We start from the raw sequence: 26,727 nt of genomic DNA on the forward strand, positions 1-26,727 counted from the left end.
CTCCCTGAATAAGAGAGGTTATCCACATACTTTTACACATCGATTGCCTGTTATTATACTAATGGGTAACAAGTTCGTAACCTGGAGATGCTAAAACTTACATGCCGCTTAGGAGTAAAATAACGTCAAGAAAAGGGACCAGTACCCCAATCGTTTCCATGAGCGCTCAAAATCTAAGCATCAGGTGCGAGTTCGGGGCGAAGCGGGCGACACTTTGCTTTTCCGTGAAATAATCCGCAATTTTGTCTTTTGTCAATCCCCTAAACGGAGGTTTTCTTACCGGAGGCGATTAATACACTACATGCGAAACTTCGAAGCTTTCAGGGCGCTGATCAGCGCGCCGAAGCGGGTGGTCATTACGACCCACCACAAGCCGGACGCTGATGCTCTCGGATCGTCGCTGGCGCTGGCTAACTTCCTGAAGAAAAAATACCACGACGTACAGGTCATTACCTCTTCCGATTACCCGCGTTTCCTTCACTGGATGCAGGGCAACGAGGAGGTGATTGTGTACGACGCCGCGACCAACCACGAGCAAGTGGAAGGCCTCGTCAACGAAGCAGACATTATTTTCTGCCTTGACTTTTCCAGCTTAGCCCGCACCCAAGATCTCGAGCCCCTGCTCCGCGCGGCCCAGGCAACCATTGTGCAGATCGACCATCACCTGGAACCCGAAGAGTTTGCCGACTTTGTGTTGTGGAACAACAAAGCCTCGGCTACCTGCGAACTGGTGTACGATCTGTTCGACATGCTCGACGATAGCGAGTTGATCGACAAGGGCATTGCCGAATGCATCTACGCGGGTATTCTGACCGATACGGGCTCGTTCCGCCATCCGACTACGTCGGCCCGGGTGCACATCATTGTGGCCGAGCTGATTCGGGCGGGCGTGGAGCCGGCGCGCATTCACAAACTGATTTACGACAACTATTCCGAAAATCGTCTACGCTTTTTGGGCTATGCCCTTTCCGAGAAACTGGTGGTGCTGCCCGAGTACCGCACGGCATACATCTCGATCACGTCCGAAGAGTTGCAGCGCTTCCGCTACAGCACCGGCGATACCGAAGGCTTCGTTAACTTTGCCCTTTCGATTGAAGGAATTGTGGTAGGTGCCGTGTTCATCGAACGTGAAGACGCCATTAAAATTTCGTTCCGCTCCATCGGCGATTTCGCCGTAAACGTATTGGCGCGCGAACATTTTGAAGGAGGTGGCCATAAGAACGCAGCCGGCGGCAAATCGAATCTTTCGATCGAAGACACCGTGCAGAAGTTCATCAACCTCCTGCCTGCCCATCAGGAAGAACTACAAAACGTAGTTCCTTAATCTCTTAATTAGTTTATTCACTTATTTTCTAATGTATAAGCATTTGTTGTTGCCACTTGTGGCACTTTCTCTGCTGGCGTCCTGCAAGGGCGAGCGCAAAGGCACGACCACGTCGGGTCTGGAATATACGTTTCACAAAGATGAAGAAGGGGAACCCGCCGATACCGGCGACATCCTGACGCTTCATTTCCGTCTGGCCAACAGCCGCGATTCCGTGCTGCGCGATACGCACAACGACCCCGCTCCTTTGCAAATTCCGCTGCAGCCGCCGAGCTTCCCTGGTTCGCTCGAAGAAGGGTTGTTCATGATGAGCCCCGGCGATAGCGCAACATTTTACGTACAGGCCGATTCGCTGTTCGCGTTTCAGGGCATGCCCCGGCCTGATTTTATCGATTCCAATAGCCGCCTGGCCTATACCGTTTCCCTGATCAAGGTTCAAACGGCCGAAGAGGCACAGGCAGAAATGCAAGCTGAACAAGAAGAACAAATGGCAGAAATGAACCGTCAGCGCGAAGAGCACATTCCGATCGACGACAGTCTGGTAAGTGATTACATCGCGAAAAATAACCTGAACGCCCAGATGACCGAATCGGGGCTGGCCTACGTCATCGAAAAAGCCGGAAGCGGCGCCCAGCCGCAAGCGGGCGATACCGTACAGGTGAATTACGAGCTGAAAACCCTGAACGGCGATAAGATCGACAGTTCGTACGACCGGGGCCGCCCGTTCTCCTTCACATTGGGGCAAGGTCAGGTCATTCCGGGTTGGGATGAAGGCATCGGACTGCTGAAAGAAGGCAGCAAAGCCAAACTCATTGTTCCGTCACGACTGGCCTACAACGAGCGTCCGCTGGGCAACCTGGCGCCTCCGTTCTCGGTGCTGGTCTTCGATGTAGAATTGTTGAAAGTCAATCCTTAATGCGCCGCACTTTTACCGCGTACTACGTTGATAGAAGTATGAAGAACGTGACCCGCGGTTGGTGGCTTTTGCTTTGGCTTGTTGCGATTGCCGCCTGCACACCGCAACAGACACCCGAAGAGAAGGAGGCGCAGCAAATTGTGAAGTACCTGCAGGATCAGGGACTGTTTGCAGATGCGATCCGGACCGAATCGGGCGTATATTACCTTATCACCGATTCGACGCAGGGCGCTTATCCCGACGAAGACGAGATTCTGAAGATAGAGTACAAGGGGTATTTTCTGGACGAGGCCAAAACGGTTTTTGACAGCACCAACGCTGACAGCACCGGCAACGGCACGCGTCCTTACCTGGAGTTTATTTTGGGACGGAATCAGGTGATTGATGGCCTCGACATCGGCATTCGCTATTTCCGTGAAGGCGAACGAGGAACGCTGATCATCCCTTCCCGCTTGGGCTATGGCTCGTCGGGGCGGGGGTCCATCCCCGGCAACACGCCCCTCCGTTTCGACATCTATCTCCGCGAAATCAACTAATACGGCAGAGGCCCGTAAACGGCCCCTCCGATGTTATCTACTGACGCGCCCGTGACGGAGGCCAGACAATTGGCTTCGTTGCGGGCGCGCAATACGCCCAGAAACGCAAAGACCAGCGCTTCTTTGAAGCTCACCAGTTTGTCGTCAGGCACGACCAACTGCACCTTTCCCTGCAACTCCATTTCGATCTGGCTCAACAGGTAGGCATTAAAGGCCCCACCGCCCGTCACCAGCACGCGCGGTTCCGGATCGTCCACCCATTGGGCAATGGCCGAGGCGATCTGCCCGGCGACATGACGGCTGAAGGTAGCCATCTGGTCGGCCCACGAAAGCCCCGATTCCTGCAAGAGTGGAAACACCTGCTCTTCGATCCACTCCCGCCCCAGCGATTTCGGGAAACCGCGCAAGTAAAACTCCAGGTTGTCCAGCTTGCGCAGCAAACTCGCATCGATCGAGCCACTGGCAGCAATCTGCCCGCCCTCGTCGTACTTCTCGCCCAGCGCTTCGGCTAGCTCGTTGAACACAATGTTGACGGGACAAATGTCGTAAGCCATCCGCTTGCCGTTCCGGTCGAACGACAGGTTGGCAATGCCCCCCAGGTTCAGGCAACCGCCGTAGTCCTGAAAAAGTAGTTGGTCGCCGATGGGCACCAGGGGCGCGCCTTGGCCGCCGAGTGCCACGTCGACACTCCGAAAATCGCAGATGACCGGCAGCCCGGTCGACGCATACAGCGCGGCGCCGTGCCCGATTTGTGCTGTCAGCTCGGTGTCAGGCTGGTGAAAAATGGTATGGCCGTGCGACGCGATAAAGTCCGCTTCGACACGATGGCGCTGCATGAAGTAACGAATCTGCTCGCCGGCAAAATTGCCGAAGTCGCGGTGGGCTTGGCAAAACGTCAGTGCATTGGCCTGTGGCAACTGCAACAGACGCTCGCGCCATTTGATCCCGTAAGGAATGGTCTCGGCCACATCGATATAGAACTCCCAGGTCGAGCCTTTTTTCTCGAAAAGGCAAAAGGCAATGTCGAGGCCGTCCAGCGAAGTGCCCGACATTACGCCAATCACGCGGTAGCTTTTCATAACGGGCGCAAGATAAACAAAAGAAGGTCCTTACCGCACGGTCCGAAGGCGATCAGCAAAAAGGCACGCCCAGAAGACGTGCCTTTTACAGAGGAACATAACAGGTATATGAGTATTAATCGCTTGTTACTTTGCCCGAACCCGAGGTCTTAACGTCGAGCTGTGGCGTTCCGCGGTAACGGACATTGCCCGATCCGCTGATGTTGACTTCTAGGTACTCGCTTACGTTCACGTCGGCATCGCCGCTACCGCTGATGCGCACGTTGGCGCGCTCACTGAACAGATCGAAGGCGTGCACCTTTCCCGAGCCTGAGATGCGGATCTCCTGGTCGACGACTTCGCCCGTCAGGTAGATGTCGCCCGAACCTGAGATGTGACTGCCGACTGAGTTTCCCTCCACATCGGCCCGAATGGCCCCTGACCCCGAAATGGACAGGTCGACGTCAGAGACGTTGAGGACATTTTCGGTAAAAATCCCCCCCGAACCACTGACCGTTAGCGCCTCGACTTCCGGCATGGTGATGTAGATGTCGATGTCATCGTGGCTGCGCAGGCAACGGTCGGCCTTGATGCGCAATTCGCCGCCGCTGATCCGGAACTCCAGTTCGTCGATGATGTTGGCTTGCGCCACCACTTCGATGTGGTACTCCGCGCCCTGCGTGATGTACACGTTCGCGTCGATGTTGTTGCTCACACGCTCGAAGTTGGCAATGCTGAAGACTTCTGTCACCCGCTCGCCTTCGCCCCGCACGCACGGGAATGGAGAGTCGAAGTAGCACGAAGACAGGCTGATGCTCACAAGAAGTATGGCGAGGTAATTAAACTTTTTCATGGCTGGTGACTGGTGGTAAAGGTTCTATGCTACGAAAGTAACAGGCCCTACAGCCTTCGCGAAACGCGAACGGTTCAACTGGCAATCGTAACGGTCGAAGGCGAAAATCCGGCAGATGAAAGGAGGCGCCGGTCTGCGCATAAAAAAACACCGGTCCCCTAGCGGAACCGGTGCCTCCAACGGATTGGAGAAGAAGGTTAGACCAAAAGCATTTTGCTGGTGTTGGGATCTTCGGACGAATACTCAACCATGTAGGACTCGCCGTTTTGAGGATTCAGCTCCGTCGTGAAGCTTACGCTACCGCGGTATTTGATTCCATCCACTTCGTACGTGTACGATGCGGTATTCCCTGAAACATCGGTGATTTTGCCGGTGGTGTAGGCTTTGTTCAGGTACTCGTTGTATTTATCATAGGCCAACTTGCCAACGACGGCCGCTATACCAGCCGCTCCTACTCCGTACAAAACTTTGGCAAAGGTACTCGTGCTTTTCTGTGACATAATGCTACTAGGTTATAAAGTATATGAATACTACGAACGTTTTAGCCACGAAGATCAGGAAAATCCTAAAAAATTAAAGCGACTTGTCTGGCATTCTTTTGCCACGGCTTTCAAAAAAATGGCTCCGCCCTTTTCCCAACGGTTGCTAGTTGCCGGTGCTGATGCGGAAGGCCAGCCCCAGCCGTACGCCAAACTGCTGATACGCAGTCCCTCGAAACCCGGCCACGAAGTCGATTCGAAGCAGCTGAAACAGGTCGTCGATTCCCAAACCGATTTCGGTGTAATGTCCCGCGGTGGGCGTATACAGGTAATTGACCAGCGCTACTTCCCGCCAGTCGAGCAAACCGATCAGCGGCACGCGCGCCAGCAGCAGGCGCGAAAAACGATGCTCCACATGCGCCTCTACGAACCGGTCACGCGTGCTGTAAGCATAATAGGGCAACAGGTGGAAGTTGTCGATACGCTCGCGCAGCCGGAGAAGCGTCTGGTTTCCCTGAAAATGGTAAAAGTCCGGGAAGTAGACGGCCTCGTGCGACAGAAATGCCCCACCCCGCACCAAGTAGCGCGTGAGGCCGGCCCGCCGAAACGGAAAGGTCTGAGCGACACTGGCCGACAGAAAATCGTAATCGACCGCACTACCCAGCCAACCGGACATACCCCGTCGATACTCTACCTGAAACGTCGGCTGGTCCGTGTCCAGCACGCGTTTCCGTCCGTTGCGGATCATGTATTTCTGGTTAGGAACGTAACGCACGCTCAGGTGGCCAACCAGCGCCCGATGGTCCGTAAAGGTAGCTTCCCCGATCTCCAGGTTCGTGGGGGCATTGCTGGTGTAAGCCCGCCGCGGCGAATCGATCAGTCGAAATGCGGCCTGATTCATCAGGGTTTCTCGTGCCTCCCACCGGGCCGTCGCCTCCATGTACACACCGTTCACCCATTCGGTGGCGTAACGAGCTTCTGCAAAAGTGTGCGCGTAGAGCCGCATCCAGTTCCGCTCTTGTAGCAACGTTGTCAGCGTATTCAGCCAGGGCGCAATGGCTCCCGCGGGGTTCAGCTGCGCAACATAGCGCCCTCCGGCCAGGGCCAGCGAGGCGGGCCGCTGCGGACGAAACGCGTAAGAGAGGTCAGCCTGTCCATACCCGCGTTGCGCAGCAAACCCGTACCGCGCCTGCGGGCTGAAGGTCAACTGGCGTTGCCGTGAGAGTTCGCGCCGAAGCGTCAGCGAGGGTTCCAGGACCCAACCTTCCACCGTATTGAACTGTAGACCACTCGCCAGGCCCGAGAAGGAGACCGTCCACGGGCTGCCGTGTTTACGGTACTGATACCCGGTCAGGGGGCTGGCCCACCGCCAGCGGTTCCGCTGGGCTTCTACCGAATCGCGAAAGAAAGGGTCCTCACGTACGGCCTGAATGCTATCCTGTACCCGGTAGCCCTTCTGTTCGGGCAACGTGAGCGGTACCGGCCGGTAGGTCTCCCAAAACGTCGAATCCCGTTTTGTAGCGACGGAGTCGAGTTGAATGGTCAGATCCTGCGGGGGACGCGCGCGCTCCTCGCGGGTTTCGCGCTCAGCTTCTTCCTTTAGTCGCTGCAACGCCCGCGCTTTGGCCATCAGTTCTTTGGCAGAGGCTTTTCGGGTGGTGGGGGCGTCGGCGACGGTATCGGCCACTGCGGTGCTATCGTCCGGGATTGAAACCACAACGGCTTCGCTCGGTTGGTAGCGGAAGCGATCAGGGTTGAGCGTCAACCGGTATTCGGACTGCACGGAAGCGTACTGAAACTTAAAATCGACCCGGAACAGATCCATCACCAGCGCGTAGCCTTGGGTCGTGAGCTGATGGTTCAGCGGCATCCAGACGCCCTCTTGCACCGGGGCAAACACCTGCCGCAAATGATGCGTCATCGTCGGGGCGGGCAAGGTCAGGTCGAGGCTGTGGAGATTCCAGCGGCCCTCGACGATGTAAAGCGTTCCGCGAAACGCACGGGCCTTCCGGCGTTTGGGCGTCACCTGAATTTTATGAATCGTGTGGTCTCCGTCCTGAAACGACCCTTGCAACGCAAACGTGTAGTGTGCAAAGGCGTTGTCGGCCAGCGGCGAAACGGCACGTGCCACCAGCGGTTCGTAGAAGTTGATGCGGGTGGTGCGGTTGATCGGTGTCAGTTCGTCGCTACCCGTCACTTTCAGCGCGATTACGTTTTCCTGGTACTGATCGGGCTGACGAAACGTCACCTCTGCCACCGATTCCGTGAGAAACACCACACCGGTGTCAATGCCGTTTTCACGCAGTTTTTTCGTAACGATCGGCAGTTTGGGATAATCGATTAGCTCGCCTTTGCCCTTTACATACGTCTTCCCGCTATACGAAGCAACCTCCTGACGAAAGTACTTTCGCCACGCAATGGCTTGCCGCATGATGGGGTAGGCCGGATCTTCATCGCGTGCGTTGACAACCACTTCCGGCAGGGTCAGCACTTCGGCAGCCAGGCGGAGGTTCAGCTCCACCCACTCGTCCCCCTCAATCGTCACCTCCTGGGTTTTCGCTACATACCCGACGTACTGGAACACGATCGGATACGTACCGGGAGGCAGGCTCAGCTCGTAGTCGCCCTGGGCGTTGCTGGTAGCGCCCTGCGAAGTACCGGCCACGTACACGGTGGCGAAGGGCAAGGGCTGACCGGACTGATCGTAGAGCGTCCCCCGAATTCCCCCGGCCCACGATGCCAGGCTAATCAACCATCCCAATCCCAGGAGCGCGTAGCGTAACGGCATAGGCAAGTTTTCAGAGGTAACGAACGTGCACTCGTTTCTGGTTTAATGAAAAAGAAAAAGCAGCCCCGGAGGACTGCTTTTCAAATGTATGCATTGGGAAGGTTAGGCCTTCACTGCGGTCTTGGTTTCTGACTTGGTCGTGTCGACGATCAGACCGGGCGCAATGAACAGGGACGAGAACGTACCCAGCAATACGCCCATGATCAGCGAGAACGAGAAGCCTTTCAGCACCGCTCCACCGAACAGGAACAGCACCAGTACCACGAACAAGGTGGTAACGGCCGTCATCATGGTACGGCTCAGCGTGCTGCTGACCGCTTCGTCCAGCAGGTCGATTACCCGCAGTCGTGGGTTGTCCTGGATGTACTCACGAATGCGGTCGAAGATAACTACCGTATCGTTGATCGAGTACCCTACCACCGTCAGCATCGCCGCCACAAACACCTGGTCAACTTCCAGTTGCAAGCCCAGCACGCGTGCAATTGCCACGGCACTCAGCACCGTCAGCACGTCGTGGAACAACGCTACCACAGCACCCAGACCGAACTGCCAGCTGCGGTTAAACCGCACGTAGACGTAAATGAAGATCACGGCCAGGGCCAGGAAGACTGATTCCAAGGCCGAGTTTTTGATGTCGTCGGCGATGGTCGCCCCTACTTTGCTGGAGCTTACCACTTGCGGATTGAGATCGCTGTATTCGCTCAACCCCTTTTGCAGGGCGGCGCGCACCTGGTTGTCGGCTTCTTCCGATTCGTCGTTCGCCAGGTAGCTGGTCGTTACTTTCAGCTGTGAGTTCCCATTGTAGGTTTTCACTTCTGTACCGGCATTTTCAAAATCGTCGGTCAGGGTGGCTTTCAGATCAGAAGCTACCACCGGTGCGTTGAAATCGACTACGTACGAGCGACCTCCTGTGAAGTCTACCCCGAAGTTCAGGCCCATGGTGAACATCAGAATCAACCCGACTACGATGAGTGATCCTGAGAAGATGTAAGCCTTCTTCCGGTTGGCTACTACGTTCAGGTGTACGTTGTTGAAGATTTTACGAGAGATCGACGTCTCAAAGCTCGGCACGCGTCCACGCTTCACCGACCACTCTACGATCACACGAGTCAGGAAGACGGCCGTGAAGAACGAACAGAGAATACCGATGATCAGCGTAACAGCAAAACCTTTGATCGGCCCCGTTCCCAACAGGAACAGAATGATGGCCGTCAGCAACGTAGTCATGTTACCATCGATGATCGAACTCAAAGCTTTTTGGTAGCCAAGCTTGATGGCCGCGGCAGGCGAGTTGCCCCGCGCGATTTCTTCCTTGATCCGCTCGAAAATCAGTACGTTGGCGTCGACCGCCATCCCGATGGTCAGTACAATACCCGCGATCCCCGGCAGGGTGAGCGCCGTACCCAGTTGGGGCTGCGCCATGATGCCCAGGATGAAGAATACGTTGGCTAGCAACGCGACATCCGATACGATACCGCCGGTGCTGTAGTAGAGCACCATGAACAGCACCACCAGACCCAGACCAGCCGCCACGGACACCAGCCCCTGGTTGATGGCCTCGCGTCCCAGCGAAGGACCCACGATTGCTTCTTCGACGATACGTGTCGGCGCGGGCAGCTTACCAGCTTTCAAGATGTTAGCCAGGTCTTTGGCTTCCTGCAACTCGAAGTTCCCCGAGATGGAAGAGCTTCCGTTCGGAATTTCGCCGTTTACAACCGGCGCTGAATAGACCTGGTTGTCCAGGGCAATGGCGACACGCTGGCCGATGTTTTCGCCGGTCAGCTTTTTCCACTTCTTCGCGCCGGTAGCGTTCATCTGCATGGTTACTTCCGGCTGACCGTTCTCGCCAAAATCCTGGCGCGCGTCGGTGATCACGTCCCCTTCGAGGGAAGCAACACCACCACGGGTACGCTTCACCGGATACAGCGTCACAAACTCTTCAGTATCGCCGAAAGGCTTCACATCATACGCAAACGCAATGTTGCTGGGGAACATGCTACGCACCTGCGGAAGCGCCAGCAGATCGTTGACTTTGGCCGTATCGCGAACGTTTACGAACAGGTCGCCGCGTTGCGTCACCTGGAAAAGATCGAAGAAAAGCGAGCCTTGCGGCAGCGAATCGGTTGCCATGGTATCGGCAGTGGCGAGCTGGTTGGCCAGATCGGCCGTATCGCCGGCGGCGGCACTTGCGCTGTCGGCAGGTCCTACGGTAGTTGTAGTGGCATCGGCGGCACTATCGCCAAACGGATCGGCTTCGTTTTCCTGTCCTTCACCGAAGGGATTATTGCCGTCCGTGGCCGGGGTGGCCGGGCGCTGGCGCTGACCCACAATCGAAACAATGGCGGGGTCGTCCTCATGTTCGCTCAGGTACGCAATGAAGTTTTGCAGCGAAGGGAAGAACTCATCGCCTTCAGCTACTTCCAGAAACTCCAGTTTCGCGACGCTCGTCAGGTTTTTGTGGATGCGGTCTACGTCATCGGCACCGGGCAGTTCCACCTGAATACGACCCGTTCCCGGGAGGCGTTGGATGTTGGGCTGCGTGGTTCCGAAGCGGTCGATACGCGTCCGCAGGATCTGGAACGAACGATCGATGGCATCATCAACTTCGCTCTGCAACACCTGTGCTACCTCGTCGTTGCTCGATTCGAAAGTGATCCGCTCGCGGTTGGCGCTGGTAGCGAAAATATCGCGCAGCTGCCCCTGCGGGTTGATCTCTTCGTAAGCCTGTACAAACAGCGTCACAAAAGGGTCCTGGCTGTTCTGCTGCATTTCGCGGGCGCGCTGCAGGGCCTGCAAAAACTGCGGATCGCGGCTATTGCCCGACATGGCGCGAAGAATTTCGACCGGCGACACTTCCAGTGTCACCTGCATCCCACCCTGCAGGTCAAGACCCAACTTCAACTCGTTGTTCTTCACTTCCTGGTACGTGAACTCGGCACCTAAGAAGTTGTAAACCGGCTCGCGCCAGATCGAATCGAGGTATGATTGCCGTTTCCGGAAGTCCACCTCGCCATCGGCTTTCCGTGCGTATTCGGTCGCATCTTTTTGGATGCCCCGCGACACGAGTGTAAATGAAAGATAATAGCTGCAAAGAAGCGCTACTACCACTGCCAGGGTAATAACTACCGCTCGGTTTTGCATGTCAATTGGGAATAAAAGGTTTGATAATCAAGTAGATAGTGTAAAGCCCGCTCTTCTTTCGAGCGTAAACCCGACTAGACCTAGCGGAGTTCCGGCACGGTCGGCCAGGCAAGAAAAAACGCAAAAGGGAAGTAAAACTGCCCCGCGTAGGGCGCCCCGGTGAGGAACGCCGACCGGCGGCTAGGGAGCCTGTGCCGTGATGGCGTGCGGGAATAAATTTCGGAAATACGATAAGGCAAACCGCGGGACCGAAGGGAAAAAGGGGCGCGGCGCCTGCAATAACACAAACTGGATGACCAGGATGACCAACAGCACCGGAACCAACACCGGAATTAGCGGCACAACTGCCTCAGACTCAATGGCGGCCTTCAGCACGGGCACATCCTGCGCATCGTCCTGGGCAGACGCATGCGCGGTGTTGGCAGTCGGCTCATGCACCAGCAGCCCATCGGTCGCGATGCTTCCGACGCGCACCAGTGCCAGGATCACCAACAGCCACCCGGCCCATTTCCTGATAATTGTTTGCTTTTCAGGCTTCACAGTTTGCAAAGCTATCAAAAACCCGACAGAGAAAGCCCAAAGGCTACGTAAGTTTTTTTGGCGGGGTTGCAGGTAGAGGTAAGATTTTCAGAAAAAATCAAGCGTTGAGCTTTGCCGAGCGTGAGGCCACGTTTAGCGGTTCACCTCGATAAACTTGTCGACGTCCTGCGTTTTGCCCAGCAGAATGATGATGTCCGATTCGTAGAGGACGGTGTCGCCTTTCGGTACGCCAATGATGTGTTCGACCAGCACGGTTTCGCCTTCGTGTTTTTCTTCGAACGTGCGCTTGATGGTGATCAGGTTCAGGTTGTAGCGCTCGCGCAGGCCAATCTGGCTAATGGTGTGGTTGGCCGCACGCCGGGGGGTGTTGATCTCGACGATTTCGTATTCATCGGGCAGCGGAATGAACGAGCGCATGTTGGGGTGCAGCAGCATTTCGGCCACCGTTTTCCCGACCTCGTCTTCCGGCGAAAGAATCTCTTCGATGCCCATCTTTTCCAGAATCATGCGCTGCTGGGCGTTAGCCGCCCGGGCAATCACGCGCTTTACCTTCAGTTCCTGCATCAGCACGGTGGTCAGCAACAGTCCCTCAAAGTTTTCGCCGATGGCCACGACCACCGCATCGACGTCCTGCACGTTTTGCGCCCGCAGGGAGCGAATGTCGGTCGCGTCGAGACTAACGGCGTAGGCCACTTCGTCTTTGATGCGCTCTACTTTCTCGGCATCGATGTCGATGGCCAGCACCTCCGCCCCGCGTTGCGCCAGCGTACGGGCGATGGAGTAACCGAACTGGCCCAGGCCAATCACCGCGAATTTATTGATCATGCGTTGCTTGAATCTTTTGCTTCAGGTAAGAGATCACCACGTCCAGCCCCTTGTCAAAGGTATCGTTGTTCGGGAGGATCAGGTCGGCGTCGTATTTAAACGGTTTGATGTACTGTTCGTACGTCGGCACTACGTGATGTTCGTACTGATACAGAATGTCTTCCAGGCCGTAGCCGCGTTCTTCCAGGTCGCGCATAATCCGGCGCTTCAGTTTTACGTGCTCGCGCGCATCCACAAACACCTTGAGGTCGATCAGGCGGGAGACGTCCGGGTAGTAAAACACAAAAATCCCCTCCACCAGAATGAGCGGGGCCGGGTGGTAGGTCAGCACGCTGGGCACCAGTTCAGGATTGTTGAAGGTATACTCCGGGCGCGTCACCGTCTCGCCCCGCCGCAGGGCCGCAATGTCGCGGCTGTAGGCTTCGTGGTCGATCGACTCCGGCATATCGTAGTTGATCACCCCGTTGATGTCGAGCGGTTGTTCTTCCTGCGGCCGGTAGTAGTTGTCCTGCGAGATGAGGCACATGTCTTCTTTTGGGAAGACGTCGAGCAGCCGACGCAGGAGGCGCGTCTTGCCGCTGGCGCTTCCGCCCGTGATGCCCACGATGTAGGGTTGGTATGCCATCGGTTCAAAGCTAAACCCAAAGGGTGCGGTTTTGCAACTACTTTTCGGCTTTCAGGTGCGTGATCAACGCCGCCACGGCTCGCCCCCGGTGGCTGATCCGGTTCTTTTCGTCCGCCGGCATTTCGGCAAACGACCGGGTTTTGTGCTCGGGCCGAAAGACCGGATCGTACCCGAAGCCGGCAGCCCCACGCTGCGCCCGCAAAATCTCTCCGGCCACAATTCCGTCGAACAGCAACTCCTGGTTTCCCTGGATCAGCGCGATGCACGTCCGGAAACGCGCGCGGCGGTTCGGCTTGCCTTCGAGTTCCTGCAACAGCTTCGCCATGTTCTGCTGGCTATCGCGGGCCGGACCGGCGTACCGCGCCGAGTAGACGCCGGGCGCTCCACCGAGCGCTTCCACTTCCAGTCCTGTATCGTCGGCAAAGCAGTCGACACCAAAGTGATCTTTCACGTAGCGGGCCTTTTGCAGGGCGTTGCCTTCCAGCGTCTTCTGGGTCTCGGGCAGTTCGTCGAAACAGCCGATGTCAGCGAGGCTCACCACGTCGTACTGACCAGCCAGTAGTTGCCGTACTTCCGAAAGTTTGTGCGCGTTGTTGGTCGCGAAACAGAGTTGAGGGAGATTCATCCCGCAAACTTACCAAACTGAACCGCCATCCCTGTTGCTTCTACGTGTTCTCCGGGTCTTCGTGGTTTGGCTCTGTCGCGCGTCCTACAATTTTGTAAGTTTACTTGCTTCATCCCCATCACCCTATGCGCTTTCTGTTTCTCTCCTGCCTGCTTCTTTGTCTGCATCCGGCAGCCTCCTCCGGACAGGCCACGCCCCCCTATCCTACGTTTGGGCACATTGTCCGCGAAGACCCTGCCCTGGACGCTTTGCTGGAGGCCGATGCCCAGATCGAAGTACTGGCGTCGGGTTTCGTCTGGACGGAAGGCCCCGTTTGGGTGCGCGACAGCAGCTACCTGCTTTTCTCCGACGCCCCGCGCAACTCCGTGATGAAATGGGACCCCGACGAGGGCGTGAGCCTGTTCATGAAACCGGCGGGCTATACCGGCATAGGCGACTACGGCGACGAACCGGGAAGCAATGGCCTGATCCTCGATCCGGAGGGACGGCTGATTTTGTGCGAGCACGGCGACCGGCGCATTGCCCGGCTGGAACCGAACGGCGGCAAAAAGACGCTTGCCGATAACTACCAGGGAAAGCGGTTCAACAGTCCGAACGATGTGGTGAGGAAGTCGAACGGCGATCTGTATTTCACCGATCCGATCTACGGACTACCGCAAAAACAGGACGATCCGCGCCGGGAGATGGACTACTGCGGGGTGTTCCGCCTCTCGACCGACGGAACGGTAACGCTCCTGACGAAAGAATTTGCGCGTCCGAATGGCATTGCGTTCTCGCCCGATGAAAAGACGCTCTACGTCGCACAATCCGACCGGGTGGCCATCTGGAAAGCCTTCCCGGTCAAAAAGGACGGCACGCTGGGCGAAGGCCAACTCTTTTACGACGTGTCCGACCAGATGGGCCGACTCCCCGGCGCGCCCGACGGCATGAAAGTCGACGCACAAGGCAATCTGTTTGCGACCGGTCCGGGCGGCATCTACATTTTCTCCCCGAAAGGCAAGCTGCTGGGCCGCATCGATACGGGCCGCCCCACGGCCAACTGCAACTGGGGCGACGACGGCTCCGTGCTCTACATCACCGCCGAACACTACCTCTGCCGCATCCGGACCAAAACAAAGGGCAACGGCTGGTAACCTTTCCCCGCCCGTTTACGCTAGAAACAATATGTGGAAAGAAGAAGACGACAAACTCAAGAAAACGTTTGAGTTCAAGGACTTTAACCAAGCGTTCCGTTTCATGACGGGCGTGGCGTTGGTCGCCGAAAAAATGGACCATCACCCTTGGTGGAGCAACGTATACAACACCGTCAGTTTCGAACTCAATACCCACGATGCCGGCAACAAAGTCACCGACCGCGACCGAAAGTTGGCGAAGAAAATCGACGAACTCGCCGCACAGTTTGGACAGTAGCACTCCTTGTTTCTTTGTGCCCTTCGTGTCTCCGTGGTAAAATCATCTTTCTCCGCCACATATGAGTTTTTTATGGCACCGTTTACGAAAAAGAGAAATAGCTACGATACCCCAATAAATCCGCCGTGCCGCCATTGCAGCTTGAATGGATTACCAAGGGAGGGGGGATGTTGATTAAAATAGAGTTTCGCGTAATTGCCTCCATTGTAATAAACCAGTAAGCTTCCATCATCAGCCAGTAACCCGACTCCGGCAATTACCATTTCATCCAGTTCCTGCTCAATAGCCCCAAACAGTAATTCGTCAGTATGCACCACCTTCCTACCTTTCAGCTGGCAGTACGGACTTCGTTCCGTTAAAAGAATCTTGAACCCTTTATCTAGTTGACTTTCTTCTATCGAAGACTGGCGATTTTTCCATTTGATTGCAATAGATTCTCCATCAGAAACCAGATCCAGTTCAAGCACAGAACCATCGCTAAACTCAATTTGCACGATTCCAGCGTCCTCCTCCTCCTCACCGTCGATTAGGTAATTGAATCTGAAAATCTTTTCGACTATTTTGCCATTCGCCTCAAGTGAGTTCACCGCTTGCAAATTTTAACTTTAAGCTGATTGATGTTCTTCACAATTCCTTCCGCATCTGGTAATGCTGGATGGTACCAAACAAAAGGTAACTGTCGGCGATGATGTGGTAGCCCGCGCTTTTGTAGAACGGCACCGCATTTTCGCGCGCGTGGAGCATGACGTACTTCGCGCCTTGCGCTTTCGCTGCCATTTCGGCGGCGCTTAGCAGCTGCTTGCCGACGCCCTGCCCCCGCACCTTTTCCGACACCCCCATGTAGCGGACCTGTGCCTCGTCGGCGTTGTTCAGGTGCAGCCGGCAAACGGCCACTGTCTCACCATCTTCGTCGAGAGCGGCAAAGTGTTGGCTTGTGTGCTCATCTGGGTTATCCTGCTCGCTGCCTTCCGGCTGGCCCCACGGCTTTCGTAATACTTCGTAGCGCAACCGGTAATAGCGCCGTAATTCGTCCGGCGTCTGGGGCTGAATGATGCGAATCATGAAAGAGAAGTCGGTCTAATTAGAGAAGGATGAGCAGCTATTTTGCTTAAAAATACTTGTCATTTGGAACGGAGTGAGAAATCTTGTTCCAAAAGTTGGAAGATTTCTCACTCCGTTCCAAATGACAAAATAATGTTCGGATCAATAGGACTTATGACCTGCGCCTCCGTAACATGCAACTTGCGTCCTGTGACTTGCAGCCTCTTTACTTGGGCAGGCCAAAGCGGTCTTTTAACTTCTGCGCTTCTTTTTTGGCGCGCTCTTCGGCTTCTTTTTTCAGGCGGTCGGCCTCGGCCTGGGCTTTCTGCTCCGCTTCCTGTTTGGCCTTTTCCAGCTCCTGTTGTGCCCGGGCTTCGGCAGCTTTCCGGGCACTGTCGGCTTTCGCCTGGGCCTGTTCTTTCAGGTCGTCGACTTTCTCTTTTACGGCTTCGGTGACGGCTTCTTTGGTGGTGGTGCCGCTGCCGCCCACGCCGTTTACGCCGGCCAGGCTCACCTTCGGATCGTCGTAGGTGCCGCCGACGTTAAAATTCATCAGCAATTTCTCGGGAGCGTTGATTTCCTGTCCGATCAGCGACGAAAGCGTAGACGTTACCGCACCGCCCACTTTGCCCGCCGGCACTTCCACCTGCGTGAGGTAATCGATGGCCCCGGTGAAGCTGTTGCTGCCGCCGATGGTCATTTTGAAGTCGCCGACTTTCACATCGAAGGGGTTGAAGACGGCCTTTCCATCCTCGACTTCGGCCTGGATCTTCACGTCACGCAGGTCGACGTTGGTCGGGGCGTTCAGCTTGGTCACAGAATTGATTTTTTGCAACAGGCCCAGGTCTTTTACAGACGCGCCCACAAGGGAAATCAGCCCGCCGCCGTCCAGCGTGTTGTACATCGGATTCATGCCACTGTCGAGGTTCCCGGCCAGCTTAAACTTGGTGTTGAAATTTCCCGACATTGCTTTGGCAACCGGCGCCAGGGCCTGCACGGTATTGAACGTCTGATAGGCCTGCGGAATGGATACCTGATTGATGTCCATGTCGAAATCGAACGACGGCATGCTGAGGTTGCGGCTGTCGTACGTACCGTTCATCACGATGGTGCCGCCCAGGGTCCCGAACGAAAGCCCTTGCATCCGTACCGTGCCATCGCGGACAATTACGTCGCCCTTCACGTTGGTCAGCTCCATGTTGTCGTACAGCACTTTCTGAATCGCGGTTGTCAGGGTAAAGTCCACGTCCTGCGGCACTTCGAACGGCTCGGTAACCGCCGCCGTATCCGTCTCGCTCGTTTCCTCGTCAGACATCCACTCGTTGACGTCGAACTGGTTGGAACGAAAGTCCATCTTGCCACGAATGGTTTGGTTCTCGCCGAACAGGTAGCCGATGTAGTTCGACACGTAGCCCGTCAGGCTCACGTCGCTTTTGCCCAGTGCACCCTGATACTCCGTAATTTCCATGCGGTCGGGGTTGAACTGCAGGGCCGCGTTCTTGATGGTGACGCCCTGAGGCAGATCCGCATCGGCGTAAGTAAAGTTGCTGACCTGCATGGTGCCGCTGGTCGGCAGGTCGCCGTAGCGCTCCGCCTCCACGTCCGACATCCGTCCTTTCGTTTCGATATCCGCATTGATCTCCCCGGCGATTTTCAGCCCCGGCATTTCCATCATCTCCTCCAGCTTGAACATCTGGTCGATTTTCGTCAGATTGATCGTGCCTTTGGCCGTTACGTCGTAGAACAGATCGTCGGGATTTTCCAGGTAGGCCGTGCCGCGGAACGGCTGCCCGTCGAGTGCGAAGGCAAACTGCGGCACACTCACTTTGGTATCGGCTGTTTCGCCCGTGGTATTGGTCACCGTCGCTTCGACGGCCATGTTTTCTACCGGTGCCGGGAAATCGGTCGTTTTCACGTAGCCATCGCTGAGTTTCATGTCGGCCTGAATTTGCGGCATGCGACCCAGACCGTCGTTATACACACCTTTGGCGGTGGCGTTCAGGTTAAATAATCCTCGCAACGACATGCCCTCCAGCGGGAAGATCTCGCTCACCTGCGCCAGGTTCACGTTGGCCTTCACGTTAGCGTCTACATTCATGTTGGTCAGGCCTTTGACCTGTGCCTTCATGTCGACCGGATTTTTACCCATGTCGAGGTGAAACTCGTTCAGATTGACCTGCATCTCTTCCAGATCGTTCGACGGGCTGTTCACCTTCAGGTCCACTTTTACGTTCTCGACCGGCGTGGGCAGATCGGGGTATTGCAGGCGACCGTTGTTCACGTTCAGGTTGATCGCAAAGGCAGGCATGCTCGTGCCGTCGTAACGGTACGTACCTTTCGCGAAGCCGTCAAAGGCCAGCGTGCCCTCGGTTTTGAGGTCGTCGTACTGGTCGGTGTAAATTCCCGGCACCAGCGACAGAATGTTTTTAAAGTCGGTTTCGCGGGTCTGGAACGTCAGGTCTACGCCCACCGCACTGGTATCGGGCATCTGTACAAAGCCATCGAAACCAAAAGCGAAGTCGTTCAGGCGAATCGTATTGTCTTTGAACGTATACTTCGACTCCGGCATGTTCATGTTGAGGGTCACGTCGGCCTGCAACCGGTCGTTGCTGAGGTACTCGACCGTATCGAACTCGAACGTCAGGTAGTCGACTTGCGTCGAGGTTTGCAGGTCGTACACATCCTGCGAAATGTCGCCGCTGCCCCGGTGATTCAGGCCCATCAGGTGCGCGTACATGGCCGACTGGTTGTCGATGTAAATCACCTCGCCGTTGTTCACGTTCCACTCTTTGATGCGGATGGCAAATTCGGACGAAGCGGTATCGGTCGTGACGGCCGTGGTGTCTTCGACGGCGATGTCCCAGTTCGCGCTGCCGTCCGACAGCACCTTTGCCAGGATACGCGGCTGGTCCAGCACGACCGAGTTGACCGTGATCTGATCGCCGAACAGGCTCATCAGGTTCAGGACCAGTTCAAATTCGCCGACGTTGACGAGCGTATCGCCCGCAAACTGGTCGCGGCCCACCACGCCAAAGTTTTTCAGCCCCACAGAGGCATTCGGGAAATGGCGGAACAGGCTCAGTTGGAAATCGTCGGCGCTGTAATACACGTCGGCCTTGAGCGATTCGGCCAGCGCCTTGTCGACCTGGGCTTTGATCTGGTCTTTGAACAGCACCGGAATCAGCGCGGCGGCCAGGAGCAGGAATGCCACGATCCCGCCCACGATATAAAGGATCTTTTTCATGTGAAAAGAAAATTTCGGAATAAAGATAGGAGAAAGCGGAAGCCCTCCTTTGGTGATGCGTTGGCGTTGAAGTATTTACGTCAAAATGCCATGTATGTTTATCTACGCTTTTTAACGCCGCTTCGTGTGCAAATCGTGGGCCATTCTACAAATTTTACGGCCGGTGCCCCCTAAAAAAACATACCACGTTTACCGGAACGTAAGTCAGGCAAACGTGGTACGTCAGGCGCGTGCCGGTTTCGTCACGAAACTGCGACGGCGTTGGCTTCGGCAGGTTGGGTCTCGGCCAGCGTGACTTTGGGTTGGTTCAGCGCAATAAAAATGTTGCGGGTACGGAGGTCTTCCTTGTGCCGGTAGAGCGAGGCGAGCGTCACGGTCCCGATCACGTAGTGGGACTGACGCCCCTGGTAACGTTCCAGCACCTCGACAAACTCCAGCCCTTCCAGGTCTTCTTCGCGTTCGTAGCTGACGTACACTTCCAGGTTCACGTCGCGGGTGTATTCCAGCCCTTCGTTCTGGGCGATTTTCTTGTATTCGTAGCGGTACTCGTACGTGCTGGCAGAAATGTCGGACAGCACCGCCGAGCCGGTGGGGTGGCCACCCGCGCCTTTTCCCTGGAAAAATTGCTTGTCGGAAAACGCCGCTTCCACCACCACGCCGTTGTTTTCCCGGTCCACGAGGAAAAGTGGGTCATCGGACCGCACCAGTTGGGGCATCACGAACAGCGTAAAGCACGAACCGTTCAGCTTCCGCACGGTGCAGACCAGCTTGATTTTGCACCCTTTCTCTTTGGCGTAGCGGATGTCTTGCGCAGCCAGCGACTGAATCCCGAAGTTGAAGACCTCTTCCGGCTTGATGAACGTGCCGTACGAATGCGCCGTAATGATGCAGAGTTTGTAGAGCGGATCGAAGCCGCCCACGTCGAGCGTCGGGTCGGTTTCGGCAAAACCGAGTTCCTGCGCTTGCCGCAAAGCTGCCTCGTAGGTGCTGCCTTCCTGATAGACCTTGGTCAGAATGTAATTGGACGAACCGTTGAAAATACCACTCACGCCGAACAGCAGTTCGTTGTCGTAGTATTCTTCCAGCGTGCGGATGATCGGAATGCTGCCGCAGCTCGACGCTTCGTAGAGGAGCGACGTGCCGTATTGCTTTTGTAATTCGTAGAGCTCGGGCAGGTGCTCGGCAATCATCTTTTTGTTGGCTGACACCACGTCTTTTCCGCTCCGGAGGGCGCGGCTGACGATGTCGAACGCGGCGTCCGGATCGTTGATCAACTCGACGATCAGGTTGATTTCCGGGTCGTCCAGAATCTCGTCAGCGTCGGTCGTGAAGAAATGGGCGGGCAATTTGCGCGGCTTGTCCGCATGTTTCACCGCGATTTTCCGGATTTCGGCCCGGATGCCGCGGCTCTCGTTCAACACGTCGTACAGGCCCTGCCCGACACAGCCGAAGCCAAACAAACCAATTCGAATCTCTTTCTTCATAGGATTCTCATCCAAATTTCAAATTACACATTGCATATGGTGCGCACACGCCTCCCGAGGTCCGGTCACTCGTGCATCTTCTGCCAGGACTGGATGCAGCGCGTGAGCTGCTCGGTTTCGATCAGGAAGCCGTCGTGCCCGTAGTCGGAGTCGATTTCCAGGAACGTTCCGGTCGGAATGTTTTCGAACAGGAACAATTGTTCGTTGGTGGGAAACAGCACATCGCTCGAAATGCCGATCGAAAGCGTATTTGCCTGGATCTGCGACAGTGCTTTTTCGGCGCTGCCCCGTCCGCGGCCCACGTGGTGGCTGTCCATCGTCAGCGAGAGCGCATAGTACGAGTACGCGTTGAAGCGCTTCGCCAGCTTTTCGCCCTGGTACCGCTGATATGAACTGGCCCGGAATTTTTCGAACGTATCACAGTTGGATTCCATCTGGCCGTTCCAGTAGGTCGTGTAATTCCGATACGACAGCAGCGCGATGGAGCGGGCGGTTTTCATGCCGTTCAGCCCCGCTTCGGGCGTACTGTCCTGCCAGGTGGGATCGGTCTCGATGGCCATCCGCTGCGACTCGTTGAAGGCCACCCCCCAGGGCGAATGAAATGCGTTGGTCGCCAACAAAATCAGGGTTTTGATCCGCTCGGGCTCCATAATGGCCCACTCGACGGCCTGTTGACCGCCCAGCGACCCGCCGATGCACAGCTCGATGGTGTCGATGCCCAGGTGATCGCGCAGCCGGATGTGGGCCTGCACAATATCGCGCACGGTGATGCGGGGAAAGGTATGGTAAAACGGCTGGCCGGTACGCGGATCGACCGACAGAGGCCCGGTGGAGCCATAGCAGGAACCCAGGATGTTGGCGCAAACGATGAAGTGCGTAGTCGGGTCGAACAGTTTGCCTTCTCCGATCATGCCCGGCCACCATTCGGCCGGATCGGCGTTGGCCGTCAGCGCGTGGCAAATCCAAATAACGTTGGAGCGGGTCGCGTTGAGCGTCCCCACCGTACAGTACGCCAGTTGAAAGCCTGGCAATGTTCCGCCCAGTTCGAGCGGCAATTCCTGCGAGTGTTCGTAGATGTGTGCGTCCATGTAAAAGGTAATCCTTCGCGTTCCGGCAGCCCTGCGTCCGGCAACGTCTCGAAATTGGTTCAGTTGCTTCCGGCCCGTCTCTAAAGAAGGCAGCAAAGGTAACGCGAAGGATTACAACATAATAAGCTTATGAATTATTCGACCGGTTCGGGTTGGTTTTGCTTCACTTTTGCAAACGCCTGCGCCAGATCGGCCTTGATGTCTTCGATGTGTTCGATGCCCACCGAAATGCGGAGCGCGTTGGGATGCACGCCGGCGGCAGCTTGTTCCTGTTCGGACAACTGCTGGTGCGTCGTCGAGGCTGGGTGGATGATCAGCGTTTTCGCATCGCCCACGTTGGCCAGATGGCTCACCAGTTTCAGGCTGTTTACAAACTGCTCGGCTGCCTCGCGTCCGCCTTTGATCTTGAACGACAACACCCCGCCGAAGCCGCGTTTCAGGTACTTTTTCGCCAAGGCGTGGTACGGACTGCTTTCCAGGCCGGGGTATTTTACCTCTTCGACCTCGTCGTGCGCTTCGAGCCATTTGGCCAGCGTCAGGGCGTTTTCAACGTGGCGCTCCATCCGCAGCGAAAGCGTTTCGAGGCCTTGCAACAACAGGAACGAGTTGAACGGACTCAGCGCCGGTCCCAGATCGCGCAGCCCTTCCACCCGCGCCCGGATGATGAACGCGATGTTGCCGAACGGCCCGTCTGCACCGAAAATTTCCCAGAATTTCATGCCGTGGTAGCCTTCCGAAGGCTCGGTAAACTGCGGATACTTGCCGTTGCCCCAGTTGTAATTGCCGCCGTCGACGATAACGCCGCCGATCGAGTTGCCGTGCCCACCGATCCACTTCGTAGCCGAAGCGGTAACGATGTTGGCGCCGTGCTCCAGCGGACGGAACAGGTACCCCGCCGCACCGAAGGTATTATCGACCACCAGTGGCAAATCGTACTGTTTTGCGAGGGCAGCGATTTTCTCGAAATCAGGAATGTTGAACTCGGGGTTGCCGATGGTTTCCAGATAAATCGCCTTGGTTTTTTCGTCGATCAGTTTCTCGAAGTCCTCAGCCTTGTCGCCTTTGGCGAAGCGGGCCTCGATGCCCAGCCGTTTGAAGGCCACTTTGAACTGATTGTAGGTGCCGCCGTAGAGGAACGACGTCGAGATGAAATTCTCGCCGGCTTCCAGAATGTTGGTCAGGGCCACCATTTGAGCCGCCTGCCCCGAGGCCGTGGCCAAGGCGGCTACGCCCCCTTCCAGGGCCGCGACGCGCTTCTCGAACACGTCGGTGGTGGGGTTCATAATCCGGGTGTAGATGTTGCCGAACTCCTGTAGCGCAAAAAGCGCCGCACCGTGCGCAGAGTTTTTAAAGTTGTACGACGTGGTCTGGTAAATGGGCACGGCACGCGCACCCGTGGTGGGGTCGGCTTCCTGGCCGGCGTGGAGTTGGAGCGTTTCGAAATGCAATTGATCAGCCATAATGCGTTGGGAGTGTTTGATGGTGAATACTAGGAATTGAGGCGTAAGAAGGCACGGTGGAATCGGACGGTTCCCCTGCAATCCGCTTGGTAGGCGTTTCGTTTCCGGCCGGAGGCGAGGGAAACGGTCGGCGGTTCAGCGGACAAGCATCAGCGACAACAACAGCCTGTGCAGGAAGGTTGTGGCGTAGCGACTAACGTGAAGATGGCGTTGAAAGGCATGGCGATTAACTTATATGTCCTAAATTGCTTTAGGCCAGGAATTAGCACCTTTCCACGGTTGCGGAGGTTGCTAGAGGTTCGTTGAGCCTGGTCTCTCCCCTCTTCTTTATAAACCAATGTCACCAGCGTAGCGGGCGGAATTGACTTGTGATTGCAATATTACGGGTCTGGTTTGGAAGCGCCAAACTTTTCCACACGCTTCCGGGGCTTTTGTCCGGCCGACGTCATTTCACGCGAAGTCGGCGCGTCTGCGGCCTTGTGCACTACATTTCCCTGCAAAATGGCTTTACTTTGTCCCCACAAAAAAGTTAGAACCGCTACCACGCGGGCATCTTCGCCGGCGTGTTTGCGTACGACTTGCTGACTATGAAACACATCACCGTTTTCGGGGCGGGGCTGGTAGGCTCGCTCCTCGCGATTTACCTCAAACAACGTGGCTACCGCGTAACGGTCTGCGAACGCCGGGCTGATCCGCGCCGCGCGGGTGTCGTGGGGGGCCGTTCCATCAACCTCGCGCTGAGCGACCGGGGCTGGCGGGCCCTGGAAGGCGTCGGCATGGCGGAGCAGATTCGGGAAATCGCCCTGCCGATGCGCGGGCGAATGATCCACGACCTCGACGGTCGCCAGGCGCTGCAACCTTACGGCACCACCGGGCAGTGCATTTATTCCGTATCGCGCGCGTTGCTGAACGAAAAACTACTCGACCTGGCCGAACAGGAAGGTGCCGAGTTGCGCTTCAACGAACGCTGTCTGGACGTAAATTTCGAGCAACCGACGGCTACGCTGGTATCGCCCGGCCACCCGGCGGCTTACACGTTGGAAACCGATTTTATCTTCGGGGCGGACGGGGCCTTTTCGGCGGTGCGCAGTTCGTTGCAAAAAACTGATCGCTTTGACTACGAGCAGTCGTACCTGGCGCACGGCTACAAAGAATTGTCCATTCCTCCGACGGCCGACGGACAGTGGCGACTCGACAACGGCGCGCTGCACATCTGGCCGCGCCACAGTTTCATGCTGATTGCCCTGCCCAACCTGGACGGAAGTTTTACCTGCACGTTGTTTTTACCGTTTGACGAGTTCGACAAGCTGGATTCGCCCGACCGCGTGGCGGCCTTTTTTCAGGAGCACTTTCCGGACGTGGTGCCGCTGATGCCCGACTTGCAGGAGGAGTTTGTTCAGAACCCGACTTCGTCGATGGTGACGGTTCGCTGTCACCCGTGGGTGCGGGGCAACGTGGCCCTGATCGGGGATGCGGCCCACGCGCTCGTGCCGTTTTACGGACAAGGGATGAACGCCGGGTTCGAAGACTGCCGTGTGTTGAACGAGTTGATGGTAGCCCATCCGGACGACTGGCCGCACTTCCTGGAACAGTACCAACGCCAGCGCAAACCCAACGCCGACGCCATCGCCCAACTGGCGCTGCAAAACTTCGTGGAGATGCGCGACCGCGTGGTCGATCCGCAGTTTCAGCTCCGCAAAAAGATCGAAGCCCAGCTTCACCAGCAGTATCCCGACGAGTGGGTGCCGCTTTATACGATGGTCACGTTCAGCCACCGTCCCTACGCAGAAGCCTTGCGGCTGGGCCGCAAGCAGGACGACGTAATGAAACAACTCTTGCGAGAACCCGACCTGGAAGCCCGCTGGGATCATCCCGAAACGCTGGAAAAAGCGATGCGTCTGTTTCGGTAGATGTAAATATCGAGTAGATGGAATGGGAAAGTATGGTAGAAGCAATGGCAAAAATTACTGAGAAGAAACACCTTCTTATCGTAGGCAAATCAGCAGAAGCGAGGCATGAGTTAGTAAACAGCTTGGTAGAAACTTCAAATAGACAGGTTTATAGATTTCCAGCCAACATCGAGCGCTTCGATGAATACCTAGAGCACATGAGGAGATTGTTCCCATTTGTTCCTATCAATTGGAAAGAGCAAAACCCCAAAAAATGGACGTTGAATCAAATATGGGACTTCCACTTAGACTGGACTGACCACACCCATAGCATTTTGATCGTGATCGAAGAATTTGGGGAAATGGAGGAGCGCTGGAAAATAGAAATCTTGAGGGACTACTTCAGCAAATCTTACTATCAAGAGCAGCCAAATACATCTCGTTCAAATTTCCAGCTGATTGTAACACAACAGGAAGAAGGCAACATGATTGACAAGCTAAGTTCTGTGTTTGGACTCAAGGAACACGAGAAAAGAACCGCTACACAAGTAATACAAGGAAAACTAGAAGTCATAAACCTAGACTGAGTGTAAAGCCAGTATGGGCCTTGTAATGAGGCATTACTAGTTTGTTAACCGCGCCAGGTAATTGTCGGTATCGCCTTCCGCGAGACATTCGCAGTGGAGCCCCGCCGCGTGGGCCGCATCCTCCAGCAGATCGTAGCTGACAAACAGCCAGGAGAAAGGTTTGCTACGCGCGTCCTTGTACTGCATCTGGTAGCGCATCTCGCCGTAATAGCGGTCGTTTAGGTCCAGGTAGTAGCTGCCGTCTTCTTCTTCGTACAGGTAAAGGATGTCGGCAGAGTCGAGCAGAATCTGTCCCCCTGGCTGCAGCAGGGTAGCCGCGTGTTGCAAAAAGGCCGGAAGTCTGCCGAGGGTACCGGCCAGGCCGGCGCCGTTCATCAGCATCAGCACGGTATCGTAGGTTTCGTCGTGCAGGTCCTCAAACCGCATGGCGCGCGCATCGTGCACGCCCCGCTGCTGCATCACCTCCACCGCCAGCGGTGAGTAGTCCAGCGCGGTTACCGCTCCTCCCTGTGCCTGCCACCACAACGCATGACTCCCGGCGGCCGCCCCCACGTCGAGCACCCGCCCCCGGCAGGCCCGGAGCGCTTCCTGTTCCAGCGGAGGCATCTCGTCCCACGTCCGGAACAAATACGCCACCGGAATTTCGTCGTCGTCGGCGCGGTCGGAAGTCACCACAATGGCATCGTCCGCCTGGCCCTGCCAGAAGTCACGAATGGCCTGCCCCATCGGGTCCTGGTGCGGGGCGAGTAACAGAGAGGATTTCATCAATCAGGTAGAATTGCGCAAACTTACGCCAGGTTTAGCGGTTAGTATC

The 26,727-nt window shown here is 56.2% G+C and carries 23 protein-coding genes and 1 riboswitch; of the genes, 7 read left to right on the forward strand and 16 right to left on the reverse strand.

All coding sequences use genetic code 11. From position 1 onward, the window contains the following. Positions 1-301: 301 nt before the first annotated feature. Genes BLR44_RS08200 through BLR44_RS08210 form a run of 3 tightly spaced genes read left to right on the forward strand, consistent with a single transcriptional unit; the run spans position 302 to position 2,776 of the window. Positions 302-1,324, forward strand: coding sequence for a DHH family phosphoesterase (locus tag BLR44_RS08200; protein WP_089681192.1), 1,023 nt, complete (start codon positions 302-304; stop codon positions 1,322-1,324). 58 nt (positions 1,325-1,382) lie between these two features. Then, entirely contained in the window at positions 1,383-2,240 is an 858-nt protein-coding gene (locus tag BLR44_RS08205; RefSeq protein ID WP_176955948.1) for an FKBP-type peptidyl-prolyl cis-trans isomerase, read from the forward strand. Positions 2,241-2,278: 38 nt separating this feature from the next. Further along, on the forward strand, positions 2,279-2,776 hold the full coding sequence (locus BLR44_RS08210; protein ID WP_176955949.1) for an FKBP-type peptidyl-prolyl cis-trans isomerase: 498 nt from the start codon (positions 2,279-2,281) through the stop codon (positions 2,774-2,776). On the opposite strand, the gene BLR44_RS08215 is transcribed toward BLR44_RS08210, so the two are convergent. From BLR44_RS08215 to BLR44_RS08255, 9 genes are all read right to left on the reverse strand, one after another. Next, a complete protein-coding gene (locus tag BLR44_RS08215) occupies positions 2,773-3,855 on the reverse strand; it encodes an anhydro-N-acetylmuramic acid kinase (RefSeq protein ID WP_089681199.1) in 1,083 nt (360 codons plus the stop codon). The two genes, BLR44_RS08210 and BLR44_RS08215, sit on opposite strands and share 4 nt — an antisense overlap. A 115-nt stretch (positions 3,856-3,970) precedes the next feature. Further along, a complete protein-coding gene (locus BLR44_RS08220) occupies positions 3,971-4,687 on the reverse strand; it encodes a head GIN domain-containing protein (RefSeq protein WP_089681201.1) in 717 nt (238 codons plus the stop codon). 197 nt (positions 4,688-4,884) lie between these two features. After that, entirely contained in the window at positions 4,885-5,187 is a 303-nt protein-coding gene (locus BLR44_RS08225) for a hypothetical protein (RefSeq protein WP_089681203.1), read from the reverse strand. A 145-nt stretch (positions 5,188-5,332) separates the two neighbouring features. Continuing rightward, positions 5,333-7,954, reverse strand: a complete 2,622-nt coding sequence (locus BLR44_RS08230) for a DUF5686 and carboxypeptidase regulatory-like domain-containing protein (protein WP_089681205.1) — start codon at positions 7,952-7,954, stop codon at positions 5,333-5,335. A gap of 102 nt (positions 7,955-8,056) precedes the next feature. Beyond that, entirely contained in the window at positions 8,057-11,095 is a 3,039-nt protein-coding gene (gene secDF, locus BLR44_RS08235; RefSeq protein ID WP_089681207.1) for a protein translocase subunit SecDF, read from the reverse strand. A gap of 180 nt (positions 11,096-11,275) precedes the next feature. After that, positions 11,276-11,635, reverse strand: coding sequence for a hypothetical protein (locus BLR44_RS08240; protein WP_143017187.1), 360 nt, complete (start codon positions 11,633-11,635; stop codon positions 11,276-11,278). Positions 11,636-11,767: 132 nt separating this feature from the next. Next, positions 11,768-12,460, reverse strand: a complete 693-nt coding sequence (locus tag BLR44_RS08245) for a potassium channel family protein (protein WP_089681210.1) — start codon at positions 12,458-12,460, stop codon at positions 11,768-11,770. Then, positions 12,450-13,085, reverse strand: coding sequence for a uridine kinase family protein (locus tag BLR44_RS08250; RefSeq protein ID WP_089681212.1), 636 nt, complete (start codon positions 13,083-13,085; stop codon positions 12,450-12,452). The genes BLR44_RS08245 and BLR44_RS08250 overlap by 11 nt, the downstream gene beginning before the upstream one ends. 37 nt (positions 13,086-13,122) lie before the next feature. Continuing rightward, positions 13,123-13,710, reverse strand: a complete 588-nt coding sequence (locus BLR44_RS08255; RefSeq protein WP_089681215.1) for a non-canonical purine NTP diphosphatase — start codon at positions 13,708-13,710, stop codon at positions 13,123-13,125. A 125-nt stretch (positions 13,711-13,835) separates the two neighbouring features. Here BLR44_RS08255 and BLR44_RS08260 point away from each other — a divergent pair, with 125 nt between their 5' ends. Then, the gene (locus tag BLR44_RS08260) at positions 13,836-14,843 is read left to right on the forward strand and encodes an SMP-30/gluconolactonase/LRE family protein (RefSeq protein WP_089681217.1); all 1,008 of its coding nucleotides are present in this window, start codon (positions 13,836-13,838) and stop codon (positions 14,841-14,843) included. Between the two features lie 31 nt (positions 14,844-14,874). Further along, positions 14,875-15,120, forward strand: a complete 246-nt coding sequence (locus tag BLR44_RS08265) for a 4a-hydroxytetrahydrobiopterin dehydratase (RefSeq protein ID WP_089681219.1) — start codon at positions 14,875-14,877, stop codon at positions 15,118-15,120. A 101-nt stretch (positions 15,121-15,221) separates the two neighbouring features. Here BLR44_RS08265 and BLR44_RS08270 read toward each other — a convergent pair whose 3' ends face one another. From BLR44_RS08270 to BLR44_RS08295, 6 genes are all read right to left on the reverse strand, one after another. Continuing rightward, on the reverse strand, positions 15,222-15,707 hold the full coding sequence (locus tag BLR44_RS08270) for a hypothetical protein (RefSeq protein ID WP_143017188.1): 486 nt from the start codon (positions 15,705-15,707) through the stop codon (positions 15,222-15,224). Between the two features lie 37 nt (positions 15,708-15,744). Continuing rightward, the gene (locus BLR44_RS08275; protein ID WP_245706006.1) at positions 15,745-16,182 is read right to left on the reverse strand and encodes a GNAT family N-acetyltransferase; all 438 of its coding nucleotides are present in this window, start codon (positions 16,180-16,182) and stop codon (positions 15,745-15,747) included. 205 nt (positions 16,183-16,387) lie between these two features. Beyond that, positions 16,388-19,405, reverse strand: coding sequence for an AsmA family protein (locus BLR44_RS08280; protein ID WP_089681223.1), 3,018 nt, complete (start codon positions 19,403-19,405; stop codon positions 16,388-16,390). A 242-nt stretch (positions 19,406-19,647) separates the two neighbouring features. Next, complete coding sequence (locus tag BLR44_RS08285; protein ID WP_089681225.1) at positions 19,648-20,889, reverse strand: homoserine dehydrogenase; 1,242 nt, start codon at positions 20,887-20,889, stop codon at positions 19,648-19,650. Between the two features lie 65 nt (positions 20,890-20,954). After that, positions 20,955-21,977, reverse strand: a complete 1,023-nt coding sequence (gene metX / locus BLR44_RS08290) for a homoserine O-acetyltransferase family protein (RefSeq protein ID WP_089681227.1) — start codon at positions 21,975-21,977, stop codon at positions 20,955-20,957. 134 nt (positions 21,978-22,111) lie between these two features. Further along, positions 22,112-23,437 (reverse strand): O-acetylhomoserine aminocarboxypropyltransferase/cysteine synthase family protein, encoded by a 1,326-nt coding sequence (locus BLR44_RS08295; RefSeq protein WP_089681229.1) that lies wholly within the window; start codon positions 23,435-23,437, stop codon positions 22,112-22,114. A 228-nt stretch (positions 23,438-23,665) separates the two neighbouring features. Then, positions 23,666-23,773: riboswitch (SAM riboswitch) on the reverse strand. Between the two features lie 251 nt (positions 23,774-24,024). On the opposite strand from BLR44_RS08295, the gene BLR44_RS08300 reads away from it, so the two are divergent. Next, positions 24,025-25,347: an FAD-dependent oxidoreductase gene (locus BLR44_RS08300; RefSeq protein WP_089681748.1), complete on the forward strand. Its 1,323-nt coding sequence runs from the start codon at positions 24,025-24,027 to the stop codon at positions 25,345-25,347. Between the two features lie 17 nt (positions 25,348-25,364). Beyond that, complete coding sequence (locus BLR44_RS08305) at positions 25,365-25,913, forward strand: hypothetical protein (protein ID WP_245706007.1); 549 nt, start codon at positions 25,365-25,367, stop codon at positions 25,911-25,913. A gap of 36 nt (positions 25,914-25,949) precedes the next feature. Here the strand turns inward: BLR44_RS08305 and BLR44_RS08310 are convergent, their stop codons facing one another. Next, positions 25,950-26,678, reverse strand: a complete 729-nt coding sequence (locus BLR44_RS08310) for a class I SAM-dependent methyltransferase (RefSeq protein ID WP_089681231.1) — start codon at positions 26,676-26,678, stop codon at positions 25,950-25,952. Between the last annotated feature and the right edge of the window lie 49 nt (positions 26,679-26,727).

Origin of the sequence: Catalinimonas alkaloidigena (assembly GCF_900100765.1) — a bacterium.
GTDB classification, from domain to species: domain Bacteria; phylum Bacteroidota; class Bacteroidia; order Cytophagales; family Flexibacteraceae; genus Mooreia; species Mooreia alkaloidigena.

Coding starts and splice junctions, on each gene's coding strand:
- metX (WP_089681227.1), bottom strand. CDS start 21,977: ATGGACGCACACATCTACGAACACTCGCAGGAATTGCCGCTCGAACTG.
- BLR44_RS08265 (WP_089681219.1), top strand. CDS start 14,875: ATGTGGAAAGAAGAAGACGACAAACTCAAGAAAACGTTTGAGTTCAAG.
- BLR44_RS08230 (WP_089681205.1), bottom strand. CDS start 7,954: ATGCCGTTACGCTACGCGCTCCTGGGATTGGGATGGTTGATTAGCCTG.
- BLR44_RS08250 (WP_089681212.1), bottom strand. CDS start 13,085: ATGGCATACCAACCCTACATCGTGGGCATCACGGGCGGAAGCGCCAGC.
- BLR44_RS08285 (WP_089681225.1), bottom strand. CDS start 20,889: ATGAAGAAAGAGATTCGAATTGGTTTGTTTGGCTTCGGCTGTGTCGGG.
- BLR44_RS08295 (WP_089681229.1), bottom strand. CDS start 23,437: ATGGCTGATCAATTGCATTTCGAAACGCTCCAACTCCACGCCGGCCAG.
- BLR44_RS08305 (WP_245706007.1), top strand. CDS start 25,365: ATGGAATGGGAAAGTATGGTAGAAGCAATGGCAAAAATTACTGAGAAG.
- BLR44_RS08210 (WP_176955949.1), top strand. CDS start 2,279: ATGAAGAACGTGACCCGCGGTTGGTGGCTTTTGCTTTGGCTTGTTGCG.
- BLR44_RS08200 (WP_089681192.1), top strand. CDS start 302: ATGCGAAACTTCGAAGCTTTCAGGGCGCTGATCAGCGCGCCGAAGCGG.
- BLR44_RS08255 (WP_089681215.1), bottom strand. CDS start 13,710: ATGAATCTCCCTCAACTCTGTTTCGCGACCAACAACGCGCACAAACTT.
- BLR44_RS08260 (WP_089681217.1), top strand. CDS start 13,836: ATGCGCTTTCTGTTTCTCTCCTGCCTGCTTCTTTGTCTGCATCCGGCA.
- BLR44_RS08310 (WP_089681231.1), bottom strand. CDS start 26,678: ATGAAATCCTCTCTGTTACTCGCCCCGCACCAGGACCCGATGGGGCAG.
- BLR44_RS08215 (WP_089681199.1), bottom strand. CDS start 3,855: ATGAAAAGCTACCGCGTGATTGGCGTAATGTCGGGCACTTCGCTGGAC.
- BLR44_RS08275 (WP_245706006.1), bottom strand. CDS start 16,182: ATGATTCGCATCATTCAGCCCCAGACGCCGGACGAATTACGGCGCTAT.
- BLR44_RS08245 (WP_089681210.1), bottom strand. CDS start 12,460: ATGATCAATAAATTCGCGGTGATTGGCCTGGGCCAGTTCGGTTACTCC.
- secDF (WP_089681207.1), bottom strand. CDS start 11,095: ATGCAAAACCGAGCGGTAGTTATTACCCTGGCAGTGGTAGTAGCGCTT.
- BLR44_RS08225 (WP_089681203.1), bottom strand. CDS start 5,187: ATGTCACAGAAAAGCACGAGTACCTTTGCCAAAGTTTTGTACGGAGTA.
- BLR44_RS08280 (WP_089681223.1), bottom strand. CDS start 19,405: ATGAAAAAGATCCTTTATATCGTGGGCGGGATCGTGGCATTCCTGCTC.
- BLR44_RS08300 (WP_089681748.1), top strand. CDS start 24,025: ATGAAACACATCACCGTTTTCGGGGCGGGGCTGGTAGGCTCGCTCCTC.
- BLR44_RS08220 (WP_089681201.1), bottom strand. CDS start 4,687: ATGAAAAAGTTTAATTACCTCGCCATACTTCTTGTGAGCATCAGCCTG.